At 63.2% G+C, this 18,674-nt stretch carries 16 protein-coding genes and 1 pseudogene; 6 read left to right on the forward strand and 11 right to left on the reverse strand.

The features are described 5' to 3' along the window. Positions 1 to 2: 2 nt before the first annotated feature. Both BJ985_RS04290 and ilvA read right to left on the reverse strand, forming a co-directional pair. A complete protein-coding gene (locus tag BJ985_RS04290) occupies positions 3 to 641 on the reverse strand; it encodes a YigZ family protein (protein WP_179386700.1) in 639 nt (212 codons plus the stop codon). Continuing rightward, positions 641 to 1,909, reverse strand: coding sequence for a threonine ammonia-lyase IlvA (gene ilvA / locus BJ985_RS04295; RefSeq protein ID WP_179386701.1), 1,269 nt, complete (start codon positions 1,907 to 1,909; stop codon positions 641 to 643). Before ilvA ends, BJ985_RS04290 begins: the two co-directional genes overlap by 1 nt. A 99-nt stretch (positions 1,910 to 2,008) precedes the next feature. Here ilvA and BJ985_RS04300 point away from each other — a divergent pair, with 99 nt between their 5' ends. Continuing rightward, positions 2,009 to 3,874, forward strand: coding sequence for a choice-of-anchor I family protein (locus tag BJ985_RS04300; RefSeq protein ID WP_179386702.1), 1,866 nt, complete (start codon positions 2,009 to 2,011; stop codon positions 3,872 to 3,874). A gap of 62 nt (positions 3,875 to 3,936) precedes the next feature. Beyond that, positions 3,937 to 4,422 (forward strand): hypothetical protein, encoded by a 486-nt coding sequence (locus BJ985_RS04305; protein ID WP_005324567.1) that lies wholly within the window; start codon positions 3,937 to 3,939, stop codon positions 4,420 to 4,422. 49 nt (positions 4,423 to 4,471) lie between these two features. Here BJ985_RS04305 and BJ985_RS04310 read toward each other — a convergent pair whose 3' ends face one another. Then, the gene (locus BJ985_RS04310) at positions 4,472 to 5,662 is read right to left on the reverse strand and encodes a cobalamin-independent methionine synthase II family protein (RefSeq protein ID WP_179386703.1); all 1,191 of its coding nucleotides are present in this window, start codon (positions 5,660 to 5,662) and stop codon (positions 4,472 to 4,474) included. A 72-nt stretch (positions 5,663 to 5,734) separates the two neighbouring features. Then, positions 5,735 to 9,307, reverse strand: coding sequence for a DNA polymerase III subunit alpha (gene dnaE, locus BJ985_RS04315; protein WP_005328847.1), 3,573 nt, complete (start codon positions 9,305 to 9,307; stop codon positions 5,735 to 5,737). Between the two features lie 45 nt (positions 9,308 to 9,352). Between dnaE and rarD the strand changes: the two are divergent. Continuing rightward, a pseudogene (gene rarD / locus BJ985_RS04320) lies at positions 9,353 to 10,203 on the forward strand (EamA family transporter RarD). Here the strand turns inward: rarD and BJ985_RS04325 are convergent. From BJ985_RS04325 to lspA, 5 genes are read right to left on the reverse strand one after another with little or no spacing between them, the layout of a single operon-like run. Next, positions 10,190 to 10,459: a hypothetical protein gene (locus BJ985_RS04325; protein WP_005324562.1), complete on the reverse strand. Its 270-nt coding sequence runs from the start codon at positions 10,457 to 10,459 to the stop codon at positions 10,190 to 10,192. The pseudogene rarD and the gene BJ985_RS04325 overlap by 14 nt on opposite strands. Before the next feature lie 9 nt (positions 10,460 to 10,468). Then, entirely contained in the window at positions 10,469 to 11,506 is a 1,038-nt protein-coding gene (locus BJ985_RS04330; protein WP_179386704.1) for an HNH endonuclease signature motif containing protein, read from the reverse strand. A gap of 60 nt (positions 11,507 to 11,566) precedes the next feature. Beyond that, positions 11,567 to 12,103 carry a hypothetical protein gene (locus BJ985_RS04335; RefSeq protein WP_040425205.1) on the reverse strand — a complete coding sequence of 179 codons (537 nt, stop codon included), beginning with the start codon at positions 12,101 to 12,103 and terminating at the stop codon, positions 11,567 to 11,569. Beyond that, positions 12,100 to 13,026 (reverse strand): RluA family pseudouridine synthase, encoded by a 927-nt coding sequence (locus BJ985_RS04340; RefSeq protein ID WP_179386705.1) that lies wholly within the window; start codon positions 13,024 to 13,026, stop codon positions 12,100 to 12,102. The genes BJ985_RS04335 and BJ985_RS04340 overlap by 4 nt, the downstream gene beginning before the upstream one ends. Continuing rightward, positions 13,019 to 13,510, reverse strand: coding sequence for a signal peptidase II (lspA, locus tag BJ985_RS04345; protein WP_373366767.1), 492 nt, complete (start codon positions 13,508 to 13,510; stop codon positions 13,019 to 13,021). Before lspA ends, BJ985_RS04340 begins: the two co-directional genes overlap by 8 nt. 41 nt (positions 13,511 to 13,551) lie before the next feature. Between lspA and BJ985_RS04350 the strand changes: the two genes are divergently transcribed. Next, positions 13,552 to 14,493, forward strand: a complete 942-nt coding sequence (locus BJ985_RS04350; protein ID WP_179386706.1) for a hypothetical protein — start codon at positions 13,552 to 13,554, stop codon at positions 14,491 to 14,493. Here BJ985_RS04350 and BJ985_RS04355 read toward each other — a convergent pair whose 3' ends face one another. Next, a complete protein-coding gene (locus BJ985_RS04355; protein ID WP_179386707.1) occupies positions 14,494 to 15,144 on the reverse strand; it encodes a WKL family lipoprotein in 651 nt (216 codons plus the stop codon). Between the two features lie 108 nt (positions 15,145 to 15,252). On the opposite strand from BJ985_RS04355, the gene BJ985_RS04360 reads away from it, so the two are divergent. Continuing rightward, on the forward strand, positions 15,253 to 16,146 hold the full coding sequence (locus tag BJ985_RS04360) for an asparaginase (protein ID WP_179386708.1): 894 nt from the start codon (positions 15,253 to 15,255) through the stop codon (positions 16,144 to 16,146). Here BJ985_RS04360 and BJ985_RS04365 read toward each other — a convergent pair. After that, on the reverse strand, positions 16,143 to 17,531 hold the full coding sequence (locus tag BJ985_RS04365) for a DNA polymerase IV (protein ID WP_005324549.1): 1,389 nt from the start codon (positions 17,529 to 17,531) through the stop codon (positions 16,143 to 16,145). The genes BJ985_RS04360 and BJ985_RS04365 overlap by 4 nt on opposite strands. Positions 17,532 to 17,689: 158 nt before the next feature. Here BJ985_RS04365 and BJ985_RS04370 point away from each other — a divergent pair, with 158 nt between their 5' ends. Further along, on the forward strand, positions 17,690 to 18,670 hold the full coding sequence (locus BJ985_RS04370; protein ID WP_179386709.1) for an ABC transporter ATP-binding protein: 981 nt from the start codon (positions 17,690 to 17,692) through the stop codon (positions 18,668 to 18,670). Positions 18,671 to 18,674: the final 4 nt, after the last annotated feature.

Raw genomic sequence — 18,674 nt, forward strand, 5'->3', positions numbered from 1 at the left:
GGTCAGGATCCTACCTCAACCCAGGCGCTGCCGGCCTCTGCCGCTTCGAGCTGGCCCTGCGAGATCGCTGCGAGCGTAGCTTCCAGCTCGTCCAGCCCGCCTGGGCGCACGGCCAGCGTAAAGGTTACCGCGGCCGCATAGGCGGTATCGGTTATCTCATAGCCGCGCCCGCGCAGGTCCGCCTCTACCCGCCCGGCCGTCGCATGCGGGCACTCCACCGCATAAAGCTCCCGGCGCGCCCTAGTTACTGCGCTCACCTTCTCCATGGCCTCGCTCACCGCGCCGCCATAGGCGTGCACTAACCCGCCAGCGCCCAACTTGATGCCGCCGAAGTAGCGCACGACCACCGCGCACACATCGAGCATGCCGGAGCCCTTCACCACGTCCAACATCGGCTTTCCGGCCGTACCGGAGGGCTCGCCGTCATCGGAAGAGCGCTCCACCGGGTTCGCACCATCAACGTGATAGACGTAGGCGGAGCAATGGTGGCGGGCGTCGGGAAAGCGGCTGCGGGCGGCGTCGATAAACGCGCGGGCCTCTTCCTCATTGGTAACGCGACCGATCAAGGTAATGAACCGAGAACGCTTAATCTCAATTTCGTGTTCAACCTGGCCCACTGGGCGACGATAAGAATCCTTCATTAGGCCACGAGGAATTCGTACTCGGGGGTGCCGGGCTTGAGGTACTGCACCGAAATCTTGGATTCTCCCATGCGCTCTAGCAGGCCCTCGAGATCCTCGGCACGGCTAAGCTGCAGGCCCACCAGCGCAGCGCCCGTCTCTCGGTTATTGCGCTTGAGATATTCAAAGAGCGTGATGTCATCGGTCGGGCCCAGAATCTCGTGCAAGAAGTGGCGCAACTGGCCCGGCTCCTGCGGGAAATTCACCAAGAAATAATGCTTCAGGCCGCGGTGGACCAGGGAGCGTTCCATGATTTCGGCGTAGCGCAGTACATCGTTATTGCCGCCGGAAATTACGCACACCACCGTCGAGCCTGGCTCCAGGTCCAATTGGTGCAGGCCCGCCACCGACAGCGCACCGGCCGGCTCCGCAATGATGCCCTCATTTTGATACAGGTTGAGCAGGTCCGTGCACACCGCGCCCTCGGACACGGTGTCGAAGCTCAGGCGCTCGCGATTGGCTGCCAAAATCTCATAGGGCAGCACGCCTAGGCGCTTGACGGCCGCGCCATCCACGAAGGGGTCTACCTCTTCCAGCGTGACCGGGCCGCCGTGATCAAACGCCGCTCTTAGCGACGCCGCCCCCTCCGGCTCCATACCCACCACCCGAGTCTGCGGCGCCATATCCGCCACGTAGGAGGTGATGCCAGAAATCAGGCCGCCACCTCCCACCGGAACGACGATGGTGTCGAGCGACTTGCCCTTGGCCGAAAGCTGCGCCAGAACCTCCGCCGCGACCGTGCCTTGCCCGGTGATTGTATCGCGGGCGTCGAAGGGCTCGATGAAGGTGGCGTCGCGCTCGGCGGCGTCGGCATGCGCGGCCGCGGCTGCCTCGTCGAAATTGGCGCCTACCACTACCAATTCCACCTGGTCGCCGCCATGGACCAGGATGCGGTCGCGCTTTTGCATCGGCGTGGGCTCCGGCACGAAAATCTTGCCGGCAATGCCCATCGTGCGGCAGGCATAGGCCACGCCCTGCGCATGATTGCCGGCCGAGGCCGTAACGATTCCCCGGCCGCGCTCTTCCTGGGGAACATTCGACATACCGTTTAACGCGCCGCGAATCTTATAGGAGCGCACGTCCTGCAGATCCTCGCGCTTGAGATAGACCTCGCAGCCCGTCTCGGCCGACAGCCGGGCACAGTATTGCAGCGGAGTCGGGGCGATTTCCGAGCTAATCCGCGCCTGCGCCTGCTGGATATCGGATGCATGGATGGTCGAATCAGTCATGTCTTGACAGTCTACCCATTCACTGGAAATTCACTGTCCTTTAGTTGCACCGTTACCTCGGTCAGCAATAGTGGACATAACCACAAGAAAGGAATACTTATGCTCAAGCGCATCTCTCTCTGCGTTACCTCCTCGCTCGTCCTCGCCTGTGCCCCGGCCGCCCACGCCCACATCGTGGATAACGTGCTGGAACACTCCGCCCCCAACGCGGCACTGCAGCTGACCCCCATCGGTTCCCATGAATCCGGCGTGCTGGGCAAATCCGCCGCCGAAATCGTCGCCTACCACGCTGCGTCCCAGCGCATCCTCACCGTCAATGCGCGCTCCGGCGAGGTCGATATCCTGGACGCCTCCGACCCCACCCAGCCGCGCAAGATCGGCGCCCTCTCCGCCGGCGGGGACAAGGAAATCAACTCCGTGGCCGTGCGCCCCGATGGCCTGGCCGTCGCCGCGGTACAGCAGGCGGACAAAACCGACAACGGCGAGGCGCTGTTCTTCAATGCCGAAACCGGCGAGGAGCTTGGGCGCGTAGGCGTAGGCGCCCTGCCCGATAACGTGCACCTCACCGCCGACGGCCGCCACGCGCTGGTAGCCAACGAGGGCGAGCCTTCCGACGCCCTCAACGCCGAGGGCACCGCCTATCTCAAGGACCCGGAGGGCTCCATTTCCGTCATCAGCCTGCCCGTGGACGTCGCAGCGCCCGCGCTTGGCGACGTCCACACGGCCGACTTCGCCGCCTTTGACACCGCCGACCTCGACCCCTCGATCCGCGTCTTCGGCCCCTCCGCGCACCACAACCTGCCCTCCCGGGACTTCGAACCGGAATACATCTCCTCCGCGGGCGGCAAGGCCTATGCCACGCTGCAGGAAAACAACGCCATCGCGATCATCGATATCGAGTCCGCCACCGTGGAAAAGGTAATCCCCGCCCATATCGCGGACCACTCCCAGGTGCCGCTGGATCCGTCCAATAAGGATGACGCCGCGGAGCTGCGCACCATTCCGGTCAAGGGCCTGTCCATGCCGGACTCCATCGGCGCCTTCGAGTCGGAGGGCCAGACTTATTTCGCCACCGCCAACGAGGGCGATGCTCGCGAGTGGGGAGGCTATACCGACGAAGTAGAGCTCAAGGACCTAGTAAAGGACGGCAAGGTCTGCGACGATCTCGAGCTTCCCGAGGGCATTGAGGATAAGAAGTTCGCCGGCAACCTCAAGCTCACCAACGCTTCTGGTTGGAACGAAGAAAAGGAATGCTTCGACGGCCTGTATTCCTATGGCTCGCGCTCCTTTAGCATCTACGACGCCGAGGGCAACGTCGTCTTCGACTCCGGCGCGGACTTCGAGAACATCACCAAGGATATGCCCGGCCTGAACTTCAACGCCGATAACGAGGATCCGGATTTCGATGACCGCTCCGATAACAAGGGACCAGAGCCGGAAGCCTTGACCATCGGCAAGGTTGGCGAGCGCACCTACGCCTTCATCGGCGCAGAGCGCGTGGGCGGCATCTTTGTCTACGACGTAACCACCCCCGCCGAGGCAAAGTTTGTCACCTACGTCAACAATCGCGATTTCTCCGTCGGCTACGACGAGGACGATGTTGCTGCAACCACCAAGGCCGGCGACCTCGGACCAGAGGGTCTAGCCTTCGTTCCCGCCGCTGACTCCCCTGCCGAGGACGCCCTTCTCATCGCCGGCAACGAGGTATCCGGCACCACCACCGTGTTCTCCGTCAAGGACCTGCTTGCCGACGCCTCCGACAACCCCGACTCCCCTACCGCATCCGGCAGCTCCGACGGTTCCAGCAACAGCAGCAGCGGCAGCAGCGTCGCTGCCGGCGTGGGCATCGTGGCTGGTTTGGTAGGTCTTGGCGCCCTGATTGGCGGGGCGCTGGGCTTCCTGCCGAAGACCGTCGACGAGTTCTATGCGCTGTTGCCGGCGCAGGTGCGCAAGCTATTGCCATAGACCTTCCGGGATTTACCTGCTAAATTGTTTGAGGCTAATACCTCTCACTCTAAAGGAGAACCATGCGCAACCGTCTCAGCACTTCGCTCGTCGCCGCCACCGCCGTGGCAGCGGGCCTCGTTGCACCAGCAACCGCTTCTGCCGCAGAAGATAAGCCGAAGGAGATTTCGGCCGAATGCCAGGCCGAGGTCGACAACGCCAAGGAAGAGCACCTCAAGAAGATTGAGAGCGGCGAGCTCGGATCTTCCGCCCGCACCCCGCAGGAGCTCATGCAGGGCCTGGCCAACGGCTACGGCTCTTCCGGAATGCCAAAGGAGCCGGACTGCGTAGCCGAGGAAGCAGAGGCGCAACAGATCGAGGCACTCAAGCGCCTGCCTATCTGGGGTTCCTCTTCCCCAGAGAAGTTCCTCGAGGTCATGAGCTGGGTTACCGTGGCTGCCAGCCTCGTTGCCGCGCTGCTGCAGGCCTTCACCATGGTTGCCAAGGTGAACCCGGCCGTGCTGGAGCCGATGAAGAATGCCCTCAAGCAGCTGGGCGTGCGCTTCTAAGCACTGAATAATTTAGCCGCTCCGGAGCTCCGGAGCGGCTTTGTGTGTTTTAGAAGAGTTCGCGGGTAGCAATCTCCGCGCCCTCGACCAAGGACTGCAACTTCGCCCAGGCAATCTGGGGGTGCAGGCGGCCGCCCAAGCCGCAATCGGTCGACGCGATGACGTTTTCGGGGCCGACTACCTCAGCGAATTGGATGATGCGATCGGCCACGAGGCGCGGATGCTCTACCGCGTTGGTGGAGTGAGAGACCACGCCCGGGTAAATCACGGTGCCCTCTGGCAGCGCGTGGTCCTGCCACACGCGCCACTCATGCGCGTGGCGCGGCGAAGCGGCCTCGAAGGAGAAACCGCCGACCTCGGCGCGCAGGATTTCCTCGACGATATCCGCAAAGGGCACGTCGGTAACGTGCGGGCCGTGCCAGGAGCCCCAGCAGATATGCAGGCGCGTTTGCTCCTTGGGCAGGCCGGCGATGGAATCATTGAGGACGTCGATGCGCTCGCGAATGAAACCGCGGAAGTCTTCCACGGACGGCTCCGGGTTGATTTGGTCCCAGGCCTCGGCCAGGTCGGGCGCGTCGAATTGTACGGTGAGCCCGGCATCGGTGATGGCCTGGTATTCGGTGCGCATGGCGCGGCCGACGTCGGCAAGCAGCTCATGCTCATCGTCGTAGTAGCGGTTGGTCAGGCGCGCGGCCGAGCCGGGCGAAAGGGCGGCGACGAAGCCGGGGGTGCCAGCCGGGAGGGCGTCGGCAAGCAGGCGCACATCGGCGGCAACCTCGTCCTGGCCGATGTAGGTCACAGGGCCGGTGAACTCTGGGTTCGCCACCTTGGCGCGGCCGGTGAAGATGCCGGAATCCGGGTCATTATAGGCCTCCGAGAACAACGCGCGGTCGCGGCGATCAATAAACGACGTCAGCCGCGGCTCACCCGGCTTGGAGCGCACCACCTCGGCCGATTCCCAGCGGTCGGTATCCGTCATCGTCAGCCCGCCTAGGCGGCTAAACGAATAATTCCACCACGCGCCATAATCCACCGCGCCAGAGGTGATATGGCCGTACTCGCCCTCGTTAATGATATCGAGGCCGAGATCGAGCTGCCGCTTGACGACGTCTGCCACCGCAGCCTCCAAAATCCCCTGAAACTCCGCGGCCGGCAGCTCCCCGCGCTGCAGGTTGGCTTCCAGCAGTTCCGGGGTGCGCGGCAGTGAGCCGACGTGGGTGGTGCGAATCTTGTTCATCATTAGGTTTCCTCCATCGATATAGACTGTGCTGTCTAGATTAGTGGAGGGTGCCTGCCGCCGCCGAGTTTAAATTCAGCCTAATATGCCCGCGCCCATGGTGGCCTTAAGGTCACCCATGAGGTTGCCGGATCGCTCCACACGCAGGTGGTCGCCGAGGATCATGGTGGTGGACTCGGAGCCGTCGACAAGCTCGAGGTACACATCCGACTCGCCCTGGTTCTTGAGCAGGACCTGCTTGAGGCGGGCAATGTTTTCCATGGTGCACTGATCCGTGCGCATGGTCAGGCGCAGCGGCAGGCCGGCGCCGCCGCCCGGGCCCAGCTCCGGCACGCGGATATCGGAGCAGAACAGCGAGCGGCGCTCATCGCGCACCTTAACGTTCACTCGCGCGAGGATGATATTGTCCTCGACAATCTGCGGGGCGACGAGAGAGTACACCTTGTTGAATACCAGAATTTCCACCTGCGCGCCGTTATGGTCTTCCACCGTGACAATGGCCCACGGCGAGCCATCGCGCTTGGAAAAGCGACGGTCCACGCCCGAAATGATGCCGCCGATGATGAGCTCTTGGCCGTTATGCACCTCGTCGTTGAGGATCTTGGTCAGCGGGGTATCCGTCTGCGCGGCTAGCGCCTCCTCGAAGCCATCGAGAGGGTGGCCGGAAACGTACAGGCCCAGCATTTCGCGCTCGAGGGCGAGCTCGTGTTTGCGATCCCAGTTGTCTTCTGGAATGTCCAAGGCAAAAGCGTTGGAAGCCGCGTCGTCCTCTCCCCCGCCAATTCCAGCGAAGAGATCGAACTGTCCCTTATCCGCGGCCTTCTTGGTGGTTTGCACCGCATCCACCGCGTCCTCGTGGATGAGCATGAGGCCCTTGCGCGGGTGGTTCAAGTCATCGAAGGCGCCGGCCTTAATCAGCGCTTCTGTCACGCGCTTGGTGCAGGCAGCGAGCTCGATCTTGTCCAGGTAATCGCTAAAGGAGGTAAACGCGCCCTTGTCGTGGCGGGATTTGATGATGGATTCCACCACTTCCGAGCCCACATTGCGGATAGCGCCCATGCCGAAGCGGATATCCTCTCCCACCGCCTGGAAGTCCTCCTCGGACTCATTGACGGACGGCGGCAGCACCTTGATGCCCAGGTGGCGGCAGTCCGATAGGTAGATGGCGGACTTATCTTTCTTATCGCCCACCGAGGTCAGCAGCGCGGCCATGTATTCCGGCGCGTAGTAAGCCTTGAGGTAGGCCGTCCAGAAGGACACCAAGCCGTAGCCCGCGGCGTGGGACTTGTTAAACGCGTAGGACGCGAAGGGCTCGATGGTGCCCCACAGCGCGTCCATGGCGGACTTGGAGTAGCCGTTTTCTTGCATGCCGCCCCAGAACTTGTCGTACTGCTGGGCCAGCACTTCGGGCTTCTTCTTACCCATTGCCTTACGGAAACCATCTGCCTCGCCGGCCGTGTAGTTGGCGACCTTCTGCGAGATACGCATGATCTGCTCCTGGTAGACGATAAGGCCGTAGGTCTCATCCAGGATTTCCTTGAGCGGCTCTTCCAACTCCGGGTGAATTGGGGTGATTTCCTTGCGGCCGTTCTTACGGTCCGCGTAGTCCCAGTGGGCGTTCACACCCATCGGGCCTGGGCGGTAGAGCGCAAGGGAGGCCACAATATCCTTAAAGCCGGTCGGCTTCATGCGCTTGAGCAGCTCCTGCATGCCGCCGGAGTCGAGCTGGAAGACGCCCAGCGTATCGCCGCGCGAGAGGAGGTCATAGACCTTGGAGACCTTGGGGTCGTCGGCATGCAGCTGCTCCAAGTGGATTTCTTCGCCGCGGTTGCGCTTGATGTTTTCAATCGCATCGCCGATAACGGTGAGGTTGCGCAGGCCCAAAAAGTCCATCTTCAGCAGGCCGATGGCCTCGCAGGCCGGGTAATCCCAGCCGGTGATATAAGCGCCGTCGGCCGGGCGCTTCCACATAGGAATGTGGTCCATGAGCCGGACCGAAGCCATAATCACCGCACAGGCGTGCACGCCCGCCTGCCTGACGACGCCCTCCAAGCCCCGCGCCGTGTCATAAATCTTTTTCACGTCCGGGTCGGATTCCACCATCTGGCGGACCTCGGCGGCCTCGGAGTAGCGCTCGTGGTCCGGGTCCGTGATGCCCTTAAGCGGAATGTCCTTGGCCATGATGGCCGGCGGCAGCGCGCCGTTGATGCGGTCGGCCATCTGGAAGCCGGGCTGGCCAAAGTGCACCTTGGCCGAGTCCTTAATGGCCTGCTTGGTTTTCACCGTGCCGAAGGTAATCACCTGCGCCACCTTGTCCTCGCCCCAGCGCTCGGCCGCATAGGTGATCATTTCACCGCGACGGCGGTCGTCGAAGTCGATATCGATATCGGGTGCGGACGGGCGTTCTGGGTTCAAGAATCGCTCGAAGAGGAGATCGTGCTCCAGCGGGTCGATATTGGTAATGGTCAGCGCGTAGGCGACGAGCGCACCGGCCGCCGAGCCACGGCCCGGCCCCACACGAATGCCCACGGAGCGCGCGTGCTTAATGAGCTCGGCCACGATGAGGAAGTAGGACGGGTAGCCCTTCATCTCGATAACGGAGATCTCATACTTGGCGCGCTCGATATATTCCTCCGGTACATCCTGGCCGGGGAAGCGCTTTTGCAGGCCCTCCATCACCTCATGGGTGAGCCAGGAGGTTGGGGTGTGGCCCTCGGGGACGTCGGCAATAGGCATGCGATCGTGGGTGTGTTCTTCCCAGATCTCGCCGTAGTCCTGCACGCGCTCGGCAATCCACAGGGTGTTATCGCAGCCATCTGGAATCATATCGTCCCAGGTCTCGCGCATCTGCGCGGCCGACTTAATGTAGTAGCCGGTGCCGCCGAACTTGAAGCGGTCCGGATCCATGAACGTCTTGCCGGTCTGCACGCACAGCATCGCCTCGTGCGCCGGCGCCTGGGACTCCAACACGTAGTGGCAGTCATTGGTCACCAGCGGCGGCAAGTCCAGCTTGCGGCCGATTTCTAGCAGGCCATCGCGTGTGCGCTTTTCGATGTCCAGCCCATGGTCCATCAACTCCAAAAAGAAGTTGTCCTTGCCGTAGATGTCCTGCCACATGGCCGCGGCCTCCAGCGCCTCGTTGAACTGGCCGAGGCGCAGGCGGGTCTGGACGTCGCCGGAGGGGCAACCGGTGGTGGCGATGATGCCGTCTGCGTGCTCGGCGATGAGCTCGGCGTCCATGCGCGGCCACTTGCCCAACTGGCCTTCGTAGGAAGCCAGCGAGGACAAGGTAAAGAGGTTGCGCAGGCCGGTGGCATTCTCCGCGATCATCGTTTGGTGGAGGTAGGCACCGGACGCGGAGACGTCGTCGCGCTTTTGATCCGGCGTGCCCCACAGCACGCGCTTCTTATTGAAGCGGGATTCAGGCGCCATATAGGCCTCGATGCCGATGATCGGCTTGACGCCGGCACCGGTCATGCGGCGGTAGAAAGCATCAGAGCCATACATATTGCCGTGGTCGGTCATACCGACGGCCGGCATTTCTTGGCGAACCACCTCGTCGGCCAGCATATCGACCTTGGCCATGCCGTCCAGCATGGAAAACTCGGTGTGGTTGTGCAGGTGGACGAAGGAGGAGTTTTTGGCCATGCGGCTCATCATAGCGGGGCGGTCAAAATGGGCTATTTTTTTGTGATGCTCTACACGCTCGCCGCCTACATCATGTGGGGATTTTCCCCGCGTTCTTCCCTCTGTTGCTGCCGGCATCGCCGCTAGAAATCTTGGCTCACCGCGTGCTGTGGACCGCGGTGTTAGTCACCGGATTTTTGCTCCTCGGCGGCCGGTGGCGCGAAATGGCGCGCATGGACAAGCGCACGTGGGGTTGGCTTGCGGCCGCGGGTGTATTCATCACGGTCAATTGGGGCACCTACGTGGTGGCGATTAATAGCAACCACGTGGCCGATGCGGCGCTTGGGTATTTCATCAATCCCCTGGTTTCGGTCGCCCTCGGCATGGTGTTTTTGAAGGAACGACTGCGGCCATGGCAGGCCGGCGCTGTAGGGGTTGCGGCCATCGCGGTGCTGTATTTGACGTTCTTTACCGGCCAGGCGCCATACATTTCGCTGCTGCTGGCCTTCAGCTTCGGCTTTTATGGGCTGCTCAAAAAGCAGGTCCGGGTATCCTCGGCCGTCTCGGTCGCAGCGGAGGCGCTCGTGATGTCACCGCTGGCGGTGGGCTACATCCTGTGGCTAGAAACAAGCGGCCAGGGCACGTTCGCCAGCGAGGGAGTCGGCCACGCGCTGCTTTTAGTTAGCGCCGGCTTGATTACCGCGCTGCCGCTCCTCTGCTTTGCGGAGGGCGCACGGACGCTGCGCTTATCGACGATCGGCATGCTCCAATACCTCACCCCCATCATGCAGATGCTGTGGGCGCTTTTTGTCACCCACGAGCACTTTTCGACGCACCGCTGGATCGGCTTCGGCATCATCGGCGTGGCGGTGGCGATTTACGTCGCCGACTTGGTGCGCATGGCTAGGAGCGCTTAAGTTCCTCGCGGGCGGCGCGGGCGCGGCGACGCGCCGCCTGTTCCTCTTCTGCGCGCAGCGCCCAGCGCGGCATCACCACGACGAGAAAAATGCCATAGGCACATACGATCCCGGAAAACACCAGCGTCATCGGGGTGCCGCCGGTGACAAGGCCGATGAAAAGCGCGATGCCGGAAACCACCACCGCGACCCACGCGGCGATATAGCCAAATTTGTAGTTGGGCATCCACTGCGAAAAGGGCTGGCGTGAGGACATAGGTCTAGTCTACGCGGTGGTCGTATTCGTGGGCCCGGTATCGACGAGGTCCGGTGGGGGCGGATCCCAGGGGTTAACCCAGCGAACGCCGCGGGCGGTGCGCTCGAAGCGGCCATTGCGCGGCGGGCCGGTGCGGTGGTCGTCATTGCGACCATTGTGATAGGCACAAGCGGTGGTGAGGTTCTTCGCATTGGTCCACCCGCCGCCGGCCCAACTGAAGATGTGGTGAACCTGGCACTCATCGGCGGGCTTATTGCATCCCTTGACCGGGCAGGTGGGATTTTCCGCCGCGGCCATCATGAACTGCTTCCAGGTGGCCCCACGGCGCATGCGGTACAGGTTCACTGGGCCCTCTACGGGGTGGAGCAGGGTGACAAATCCCTCCTCGGCAAGCGCACGCTGGGCCAATTCAGCACCCGTAATCTGCGCGCCATTGGTCATGGTCAACACCACATCGTCGCTGCCATGGGCCACGCCGACCAACTTATCCAGTGGCACTACAACATTGGTGCGCACGGCTGCGGCGCCGGTACCGGTGCGGAAGAGGGAGGCGACGTCGGCAAGCGAACCGGCATGCTGGTGTAACTCGGCGATGAGTGCGGACGGCCCAGTGATGGACAGCGTCCAGGGTTTGCCGGCGGCGCGGCGCCGCAACCGCACCCCCGGCTTGGGTTCGCGCGGCGCGCGCATCTCGCGCAGCTTCTTGCGGGCATGCCTGTCCATCTCCCGCGTATCGCACGCGATATGGGTGAGCTCGGCGCGCAGGGCCCAGGCGCGGGCTTGCGTGGGCGCGCGCCGGGCATGCTTTTCGATGACCGCCAGCGTCGGCAGCGAATGCCGGTTGCGGCGGGCCCCGTCCACCGCGCGGCGTTGGCGGCGGCGAAAGCTGGTGGTCCCGAAGTAGACCTGCGCGAGCTGCGCAATAGTGTCAGCCGTGGCATCGGGCATGCCAGCGGCGGTAAGGTCCGCGGCGGAGGCATCGGCGGCCTCGGCGAGGATGTCCATCGCCGAGTTGAGCGCCGCGATATAAGCCCGAATGTGTTCCATGCCCTCTATGCTAAAAGCGCTGGGCGGCCACCGCGCGCCACAGGTCCCAGGAGGGCGATATTAGCTGGGAGGGCGGATGGCGAAGCTGCCCCAGGCGGCGTCCGCGGGTGCGGGTTCGACGGCGGCGACGGAGGGGGTGGAGGCGACGTCGGCAAGCTGCGCGCCCGACCCCCACACCACGGCGGCGCTCACCGCGGAGGGGCGCTGGCCATAGGAGGCATCGATGCGGTCGAAGGCGCGTTGGATGACAGCGGCGCGGTCCTCGCCGGCGGTGGGTTCGGGGACGTCAATGGGGGCGGTGGAGCCGATAAGGATGGCATCCATGCGCGGGGCGGCGGCGACGGCGGCCGCGGCGGCTACGGGTGGCAAATCCTCGTCGAAGGTAACAAGGGCGTAGGCAGGCGCGTCCGGAATGTCGCTACCGGATACGCGCGCAATATACTCCGCGCGCGTCTCGCCATCCGGTCCGAGCTGATCGCCTTGTACTTGCGAAGAAGCCTGGGTCCCTAGGGCGCCAAAAAGCGCGAGCGCGGCCAAGAAAAGCACCGCAAGCACCGCCAGGGCCGCTAGCCGACGCCGCCGGTAGACCTTCCTCATCCCCGCAGAACCTCCAAAGCGTGCTCGAGATCGGCCGGGTACGGCGCTTCAATCTCGAACCACTTGCCGGTGCCGGGGTGGGTAAAGCCGAGCTTTACCGCGTGCAGCCATTGACGCTGAAGCCCAAGGCGCTTAGCCAAGTTGGGATCCGAGCCGTACATTGGGTCGCCCACGCACGGGTGGCCGGTGGCGGACATGTGCACGCGAATCTGGTGGGTGCGGCCGGTCTCTAGGTGCACCTCGATGAGGCTGGCCTCGCGGAAGGCCTCGATGAGGCTGTAATGGGTGATGGCCGCTTTGCCGTCGTCAAGCACGGCGAATTTCCAGCCCGACTTGGGGTGGCGGCCGATGGGCGCATCAACGGTGCCCTCGATGGGATCCGGCAGCCCCTGCACCACGGCGTGGTAGGTCTTTTTCACGCTGCGGTACTTAAAGGCGTGCTTGAGCGCGGAATAGGCGCGCTCCGAGGAAGCCACGACCATCACGCCTGACGTGCCCACATCGAGGCGGTGCACGATGCCCTGGCGCTCGGTCGGCCCGGACGAAGCCACGGTATAACCGGCCGCGCGCAGCCCACCAATCACCGTCGGCCCGTCCCACCCCACGCTGGGGTGCGCGGCCACGCCCACCGGCTTATGCACGCAGATGATATCGGCATCGTTGTAAAGCACGTCCATGCCCTCGACCAGCTCTTCGCGCGGCAGCAGCGGCTTTTCTGGCTCCGGCAAAAGCACGGAGACCACGTTGCCGGAAATCAAACGCTCGGACTTGCCCAGCTCCTGGGAATCGATGGTCACGCTGCCCTCGGCGCACAACTGCGCGGTGGCGCTGCGGGAAAGGCCAAGGAGCTTGGCCAGGGCGGCGTCGGCACGCATGCCTTCTAGGCCTTCAGGAATGGGGAAGCTGCGCATCTGCCTATTCATGCTCGGCCTTCCTTTCCTCCAGCACCATGGCGATGATGAAGACCACCACGCCGCAGGTAATGGCCGCGTCCGCGATATTAAACACGGCGAAAGAGCCGACCGAAATATAGTCCACCACGTGCCCGAACCAGAAGCCAGGGGCGCGGAAGATGCGGTCGGCGAAATTACCCAGCGCGCCACCGGCAATGAGCGCTAGGCCTACCGCCTGGCCGGAGTGGGTAATGCGCGGGGCGGCAATGGCCACGCCGAGCACAAAGACCAGCTGGATGGTGGTAAAAAGCCACGTCGATCCCTCCCCGCCCATGGAAAAGGCGGCGCCAGGGTTAAAAAGCAGGGTAAACCGGAACCAATCCCCAATAACTGGCAGGGGCTCGCCCTCCGTAAGGGTGGAGAGCATTATTTGTTTTACGGCTTGGTCCACCAGCGCCACGGCAATGACTACCGCGGCGATAAGTCCTGTCTTGCTCCTTCGTTTTTGACTCACCCGCTCTATTCTAAACGGGAGCGTCCGGTATTTTGGTAAGCGTGTTTCGAGTCAAAGTTTTTGCAGCCCTGACCACAGCCGCCGTAGCGCTTACGGCGTGTTCCTATGAAAAGCCGGGACCCGCGGTAGAACAGCCCGTGGGCCTGACTATCGACGCCCCACGCGTCACCGTGGACAATCCCGGCACCGGGGAGAAAAAGCTCCTAGAATACCGCGATATCGACTCCACGCAGGACGTGAACTACCGCGTTACCGAGGGTTTTTCGCAGGACTTGCTCAAAAAGTCCGCGGCCGAGAAGTTTCAGGCCTCCGACGTCAAATCCACCACCACTACCCTGCCGCTATCGGCCAAGGTAGATAAGGCCAGCGAGGACGTCGAAGATCAGCTGCCGGCCACCCGCAATGCCTTCGTCACGGCTGGTGCGCCGGAAACTTCTGGCGACACCGACGTCTCCTCAGCCGAGGGATTTCAATTTGGCTGGCGCGGCCAAAATACCGGCCAGATGAATTCCTTGCGCCTTGCCGCACCCCAAGAGGCCACGGATGAAGCCCGTGGCTCTGTCGAACAGGCGATCATGAAGCTGACGGCCCTGCCCGTGGTTTTCCCCTCCGAGGAGGTGGGTAAGGGCGCGAGCTGGACGGTGGATTCGCGCGTTACCGGCGAGTCCACCCTGCTGCAGACCACGCGCTATACGGTCGCTTCCATCGAGGGCGACCAGGTCAAGCTCAACGTAGAGGTAGAACAGCGGCCGTCGCTAGGCGCGCTGTCCTTTGAGGGCCAGGCCCAGGGCACGGAGTTGGAGGACAAGGAGCTCAAGGTTGTGGACTCCCGCACCCAGTCCAAGGGCAACATCACGGTGGACCTGAGCAAGCCGCTGCCCGTGGGCGGTGACGTGTCTTTCGACACGAAGGTCATTTATGGCGCCGCCGGCTCGGAGCTGCGCGTGGTGCAGTCGAGCCTGACGGAGCTGAACTTCACCTAGTTACTCGGCCGGGGCTTCTACAGGGGCCTCGGCTGGAGCTTGCTCGGCGCCGGCAGCCGGGGCGTCGCCTTCAGCCGGGGCAGCATCGCCCTCGGCCGGTGCCGGGGCGGGTGCAGAGGCACCGGCGCCGGTATCCGCGCACATTTCCGGAACCTGCTCCGGCGGCACGGTGTTTTGGATGAGCGTGCAAGCCCACGCCTTGGAGAGCTTCCAGGTGCCGTCTTCGTACACGAATTCCACCTGTTCAGCGGTCTGCTGCTGGCCGTCAGCGGTGGTGAAGTTCACGGTGGTCAGCACGGACTGCGGGTCATAGCCCGGAAGCACAGGATCGACGACCTCGAACTCGGCGCCGGATTCCGCCTTGGACTGTGCCATGGTGTCAAAGATTTCCGGTGCGGTCTCGCCGCCCTGCACGGTGGCGGTCTTTTCCTGCTCAGAGGCGTTCGGATCCGTGGCCTTGGCCAGGATGGCGTTGAGATCCGCCGGGGATGGCAGCGCTGGGGCGGCGGAATCGCCGTCGGAAGAGGCGGATTCCTGCGCCTCGGTGTTGGTGGCGGCGGTATCGTCCTGCTCGTCGTCGGAAGAGCAGGCGGCCAGGGCGGTGGCCGCGGTCAGTGCGAGGCACGCGGCGCTAAACTTGCGGAATTTCACTTCTAACTCCTCACGTCTGGGTTCTAAACTCCCATCAGTTTACAGCTGCACCAGCCTTTTCCGGGCTGCGCCCGCCGCGTGGGCGGAGATTTCTTTAACCTTGAGTGCATGACCCGACTTGCTTTGATCGCCACCGGCGGCACGATCGCGTGCACCACCGTGGCCGATGGTTCCCTGGTTCCCACAATCTCCGGCGCGGACCTTGCCGCTGAAATCGACGCCGAGGTAGTGGAGTTTCGCCAGCTCGACTCGTCCTCTATTACCCTGGCGGACCTCGATGAGCTCATTGCGGTGGTCAACGAGCACACCGCGCGCGAGGACATCGGTGGCGTGATCATCACCCATGGCACCGACTCCATGGAGGAAACCGCGCTGGCGTTGGAGATTTTCTGTGGAGGGGAAAAGCCCATCGTGCTTACGGGCGCGCAGCGCGCCTACGATCACCCCGCGGCGGACGGCCCCACCAATCTGCGGGCTGCCCGCGAGCTTGCGGCCAGCGGGCACCCTGGGGTTTTCCTCTGCTTTGGCGGTGAGACCATCCCGGCGCGCGGTGCGCGCAAGCGTCACACCAGTGACCTGCGCGGGTTTGAGTCGCTGCCCGTTCCTGGCACTACCCCTCGGTTGCATCCTGCCCCGCTGGCGTCGCAGCGTATCGAGATCATCCCCGCCTATCCGGGAGCGGGGCGCCTGCTGGTCGACGCCGTCGTAAACTCCCCCACCACCGGTCTCATTGTGGAGGCCATGGGCTCGGGAAATATGGGCGAGGACATGGGCCGCGCGCTTGCCGACGCCCTCCACGCCGGCCTCCCCGTCATCATTTCTACCCGCACCCCCTATGGCCCGACGGCGCTGGCTTACGGTGGCGACGGCGGTGGCGCGAGCCTAGGGAAACGCGGCGCCATCAACGCCGGATGGTTCCGCCCGAGCCAAGCGCGAATCCTGCTCGCGGCGGCGCTGGCCACCGGCACCGATCCGGCAGAGCTTTTTGCTCAGGAGGGCTAGTCCTCGCTGGTCAGCCAGTCTTGCCAATCCAGCGAGTCGAGCGGGTCTGCTGGCACGAGCGCGGGATCATTAGCCGCGAAGGATTTGGTGCGGCCAGGACCCGTGGCGCGGGTTTCAAAGCGCACGCTGACTACCCCGTGGCCGGCGCCTTGAATCCAACCGTGGCCGTAATCAGGGTGGAAAACATCCTGCGTGGCGTGCCACTGGTTATCGGTTTCTTCCTCCACCGTCACCGTAGGCGCTGGAATGGCCGGTGTTGCGTCGTCGCTCACCCCAGTTTCATAGTCCGTATCCGCCGGTGCAGGGCGCACTATTTCGCGGTCGAGCTCCGGAAAAAGCACGTCTTGGCGAGCGGTCTCTAGCCCGGAATAGCTCACCCCTACCAGGCGGATGGGCCCCAGCTCATCGGGGTAGCGGGCAAGCTTGAAGGCGGCGGCGGTGAGCACGGCGGCGTCGTCAGTCGCGTAGGGCAAGGTGGTCGAGCGCGATTCGATATGAAAATCCGCCATGCGCAGCTTTACCGTTACGGTGCGCGCGCCGCGCCCATCCTTAAGCAACCGGCGGTGCGCACCCTCCGCCGCGCGAGTGATGGCTGCATCGACCTCAGGGGCGGTCTGCAGGTCTTTCGGGTAGGTGTGCTCGGTAGAAATCTGTTTAGAAATAGCGCGCGGCGCCACCTCACGGTCATCAATGCCGCGGGCCAGCTGCCACAGCTGCAGCCCCACCACACTGCCGATGGAAATCTCTACTTCCTTGCGCGTCATCGCCGCTAGCTGCCCAATGGTTTCTACGCCGATGGACTTGAGCTTCGCCCCAGTCACCGGGCCGACTCCCCACAGCTTGTTCACCGCAAGGGGGTGCAGCATATCTAGCTGGCGCTCCGCCGGAATAACAAAGGTGCCGTCGGGCTTCGCTTCGCCGGAGCCAATCTTGGCAAATTGTTTGCCCGAGCCCGCCCCAATGGAGCACGGCAGACCCGTCTCCTCCCGAATGAGCGCGCGCAGCTCATCCGCCCAGCGCTTGACCTCCTCCGCGCTCGCTCCTTCCAAGGCGGCGGGTTCCATAAAGGCTTCATCGATAGAAAGCTGCTCGATAACCTCCACGTGTTGCGCGATGATGCCAAATACGCGCCGCGAGGCTGCTGAATAGACTGCCCGGCGCGGCTGCACCACCACCGCGCGAAGTCCAACAAGCTGCTGCGCGCGGTACATCGGCATGGCCGAATGCGCACCGTACACGCGCGCCTCATAGGAGGCGCCGGCCACCACGCCGCGCCCGCTGGTACCTCCCACCAGGACGGGACGCCCCTGCAGGGTAGGCCGGGTCAGCTGCTCGACGGAGGCGAAAAACGCGTCCATGTCGATGTGTAGAACCCAGCGTTGCATGCGGCCCAGTCTAATAGGCGCACCTCCACATGCACTCCTGGGTGTTTGCGTGCCGTTAATTAAAGCTTTTATTTCTTTCCATCTTCACGTCACCCACATGCAATATTGCGGCCTTATCTTTTTCGAGGTTATTTCTTGAAGAAAGTATTTCGCTGATTATGAACTCACCCCACGTCATCTTGCGCGGCGTTAAGCGCGAATTCGCCGATAATACGGGCCTCCACGAGACCGATCTAAGTATCAACCGCGGTGAATTCATCTCTATTCTGGGTCCCTCCGGCTGCGGTAAGTCCACCCTGTTGCGCTGCATAGCCGGATTAGAAACGCCTGACGCGGGAACCATCTCCTTCGGAGAGATGGAGGTATTTGGTCCACGAACCAACGTGGCCGTCAATAAGCGCCGGCTGTCTATGGTCTTCCAAGACCTCGCACTGTGGCCGCACATGACGGTGGAAAAGAATATCGAGTTTCCGCTGACCACCCCAGGCAATAAGGTGGCGGCAGGCCAGCGGGCCGAGAAAGTCCGCGCCTGCATGGACATGGTGGGCATCGCTTCCAAGGCGAAGGCGCGGCCGAACCAACTTTCCGGTGGCCAACAGCAGCGCGTTGCCATCGCCCGCGCGTTGGTTTCTAATCCAGATGTCCTGCTTATGGATGAGCCGCTCTCCGCCCTCGACGCCGCGCTGCGCGTGCAAATCCGCGCAGAGCTCACCCAGCTGGCACAGGAGCTGGGGCTCACGGTCATCTACGTCACGCACGACCAAGCCGAGGCACTTGCCATGTCGGATCGCGTCGTTGTCATGAACCAGGGCCACATCGAACAATTCGCGGATCCGGTCACCATTTATGAAAAGCCGGCCACCGATTTCATCGCTGGCTTTGTAGGCACCATGAATCGCCACCCACAGCTGCCCAATGTGCGTCCAGAAAATCTCACCGTCACCACTGCGGAGGAGGACACCGGCGCCTCCCCGCGCCGGGTCGAGGCGCAGGTTCTTGGCGCTCACTACATCGGTGGGCGCTACGAGTTGCGCTGCGATGTTCCCGGGTCCGAGGAGCCGTGGGTGGCGTATTCACCGCATCGCTTCACTCGCGGCGAGACCGTCTACCTCAACTATCCATCTTCTCTTTCTGCATAGGAGC

The organism is Corynebacterium tuberculostearicum (assembly GCF_013408445.1).
Lineage (GTDB): Bacteria > Actinomycetota > Actinomycetes > Mycobacteriales > Mycobacteriaceae > Corynebacterium > Corynebacterium tuberculostearicum.

Coding starts and splice junctions, on each gene's coding strand:
- BJ985_RS04290 (WP_179386700.1), bottom strand. CDS start 641: ATGAAGGATTCTTATCGTCGCCCAGTGGGCCAGGTTGAACACGAAATT.
- BJ985_RS04305 (WP_005324567.1), top strand. CDS start 3,937: ATGCGCAACCGTCTCAGCACTTCGCTCGTCGCCGCCACCGCCGTGGCA.
- BJ985_RS04360 (WP_179386708.1), top strand. CDS start 15,253: ATGACCCGACTTGCTTTGATCGCCACCGGCGGCACGATCGCGTGCACC.
- BJ985_RS04340 (WP_179386705.1), bottom strand. CDS start 13,026: ATGAATAGGCAGATGCGCAGCTTCCCCATTCCTGAAGGCCTAGAAGGC.
- BJ985_RS04335 (WP_040425205.1), bottom strand. CDS start 12,103: ATGAGGAAGGTCTACCGGCGGCGTCGGCTAGCGGCCCTGGCGGTGCTT.
- BJ985_RS04330 (WP_179386704.1), bottom strand. CDS start 11,506: ATGGAACACATTCGGGCTTATATCGCGGCGCTCAACTCGGCGATGGAC.
- dnaE (WP_005328847.1), bottom strand. CDS start 9,307: ATGGCCAAAAACTCCTCCTTCGTCCACCTGCACAACCACACCGAGTTT.
- BJ985_RS04325 (WP_005324562.1), bottom strand. CDS start 10,459: ATGTCCTCACGCCAGCCCTTTTCGCAGTGGATGCCCAACTACAAATTT.
- BJ985_RS04300 (WP_179386702.1), top strand. CDS start 2,009: ATGCTCAAGCGCATCTCTCTCTGCGTTACCTCCTCGCTCGTCCTCGCC.
- BJ985_RS04370 (WP_179386709.1), top strand. CDS start 17,690: ATGAACTCACCCCACGTCATCTTGCGCGGCGTTAAGCGCGAATTCGCC.
- ilvA (WP_179386701.1), bottom strand. CDS start 1,909: ATGACTGATTCGACCATCCATGCATCCGATATCCAGCAGGCGCAGGCG.
- BJ985_RS04310 (WP_179386703.1), bottom strand. CDS start 5,662: ATGATGAACAAGATTCGCACCACCCACGTCGGCTCACTGCCGCGCACC.
- BJ985_RS04365 (WP_005324549.1), bottom strand. CDS start 17,531: ATGCAACGCTGGGTTCTACACATCGACATGGACGCGTTTTTCGCCTCC.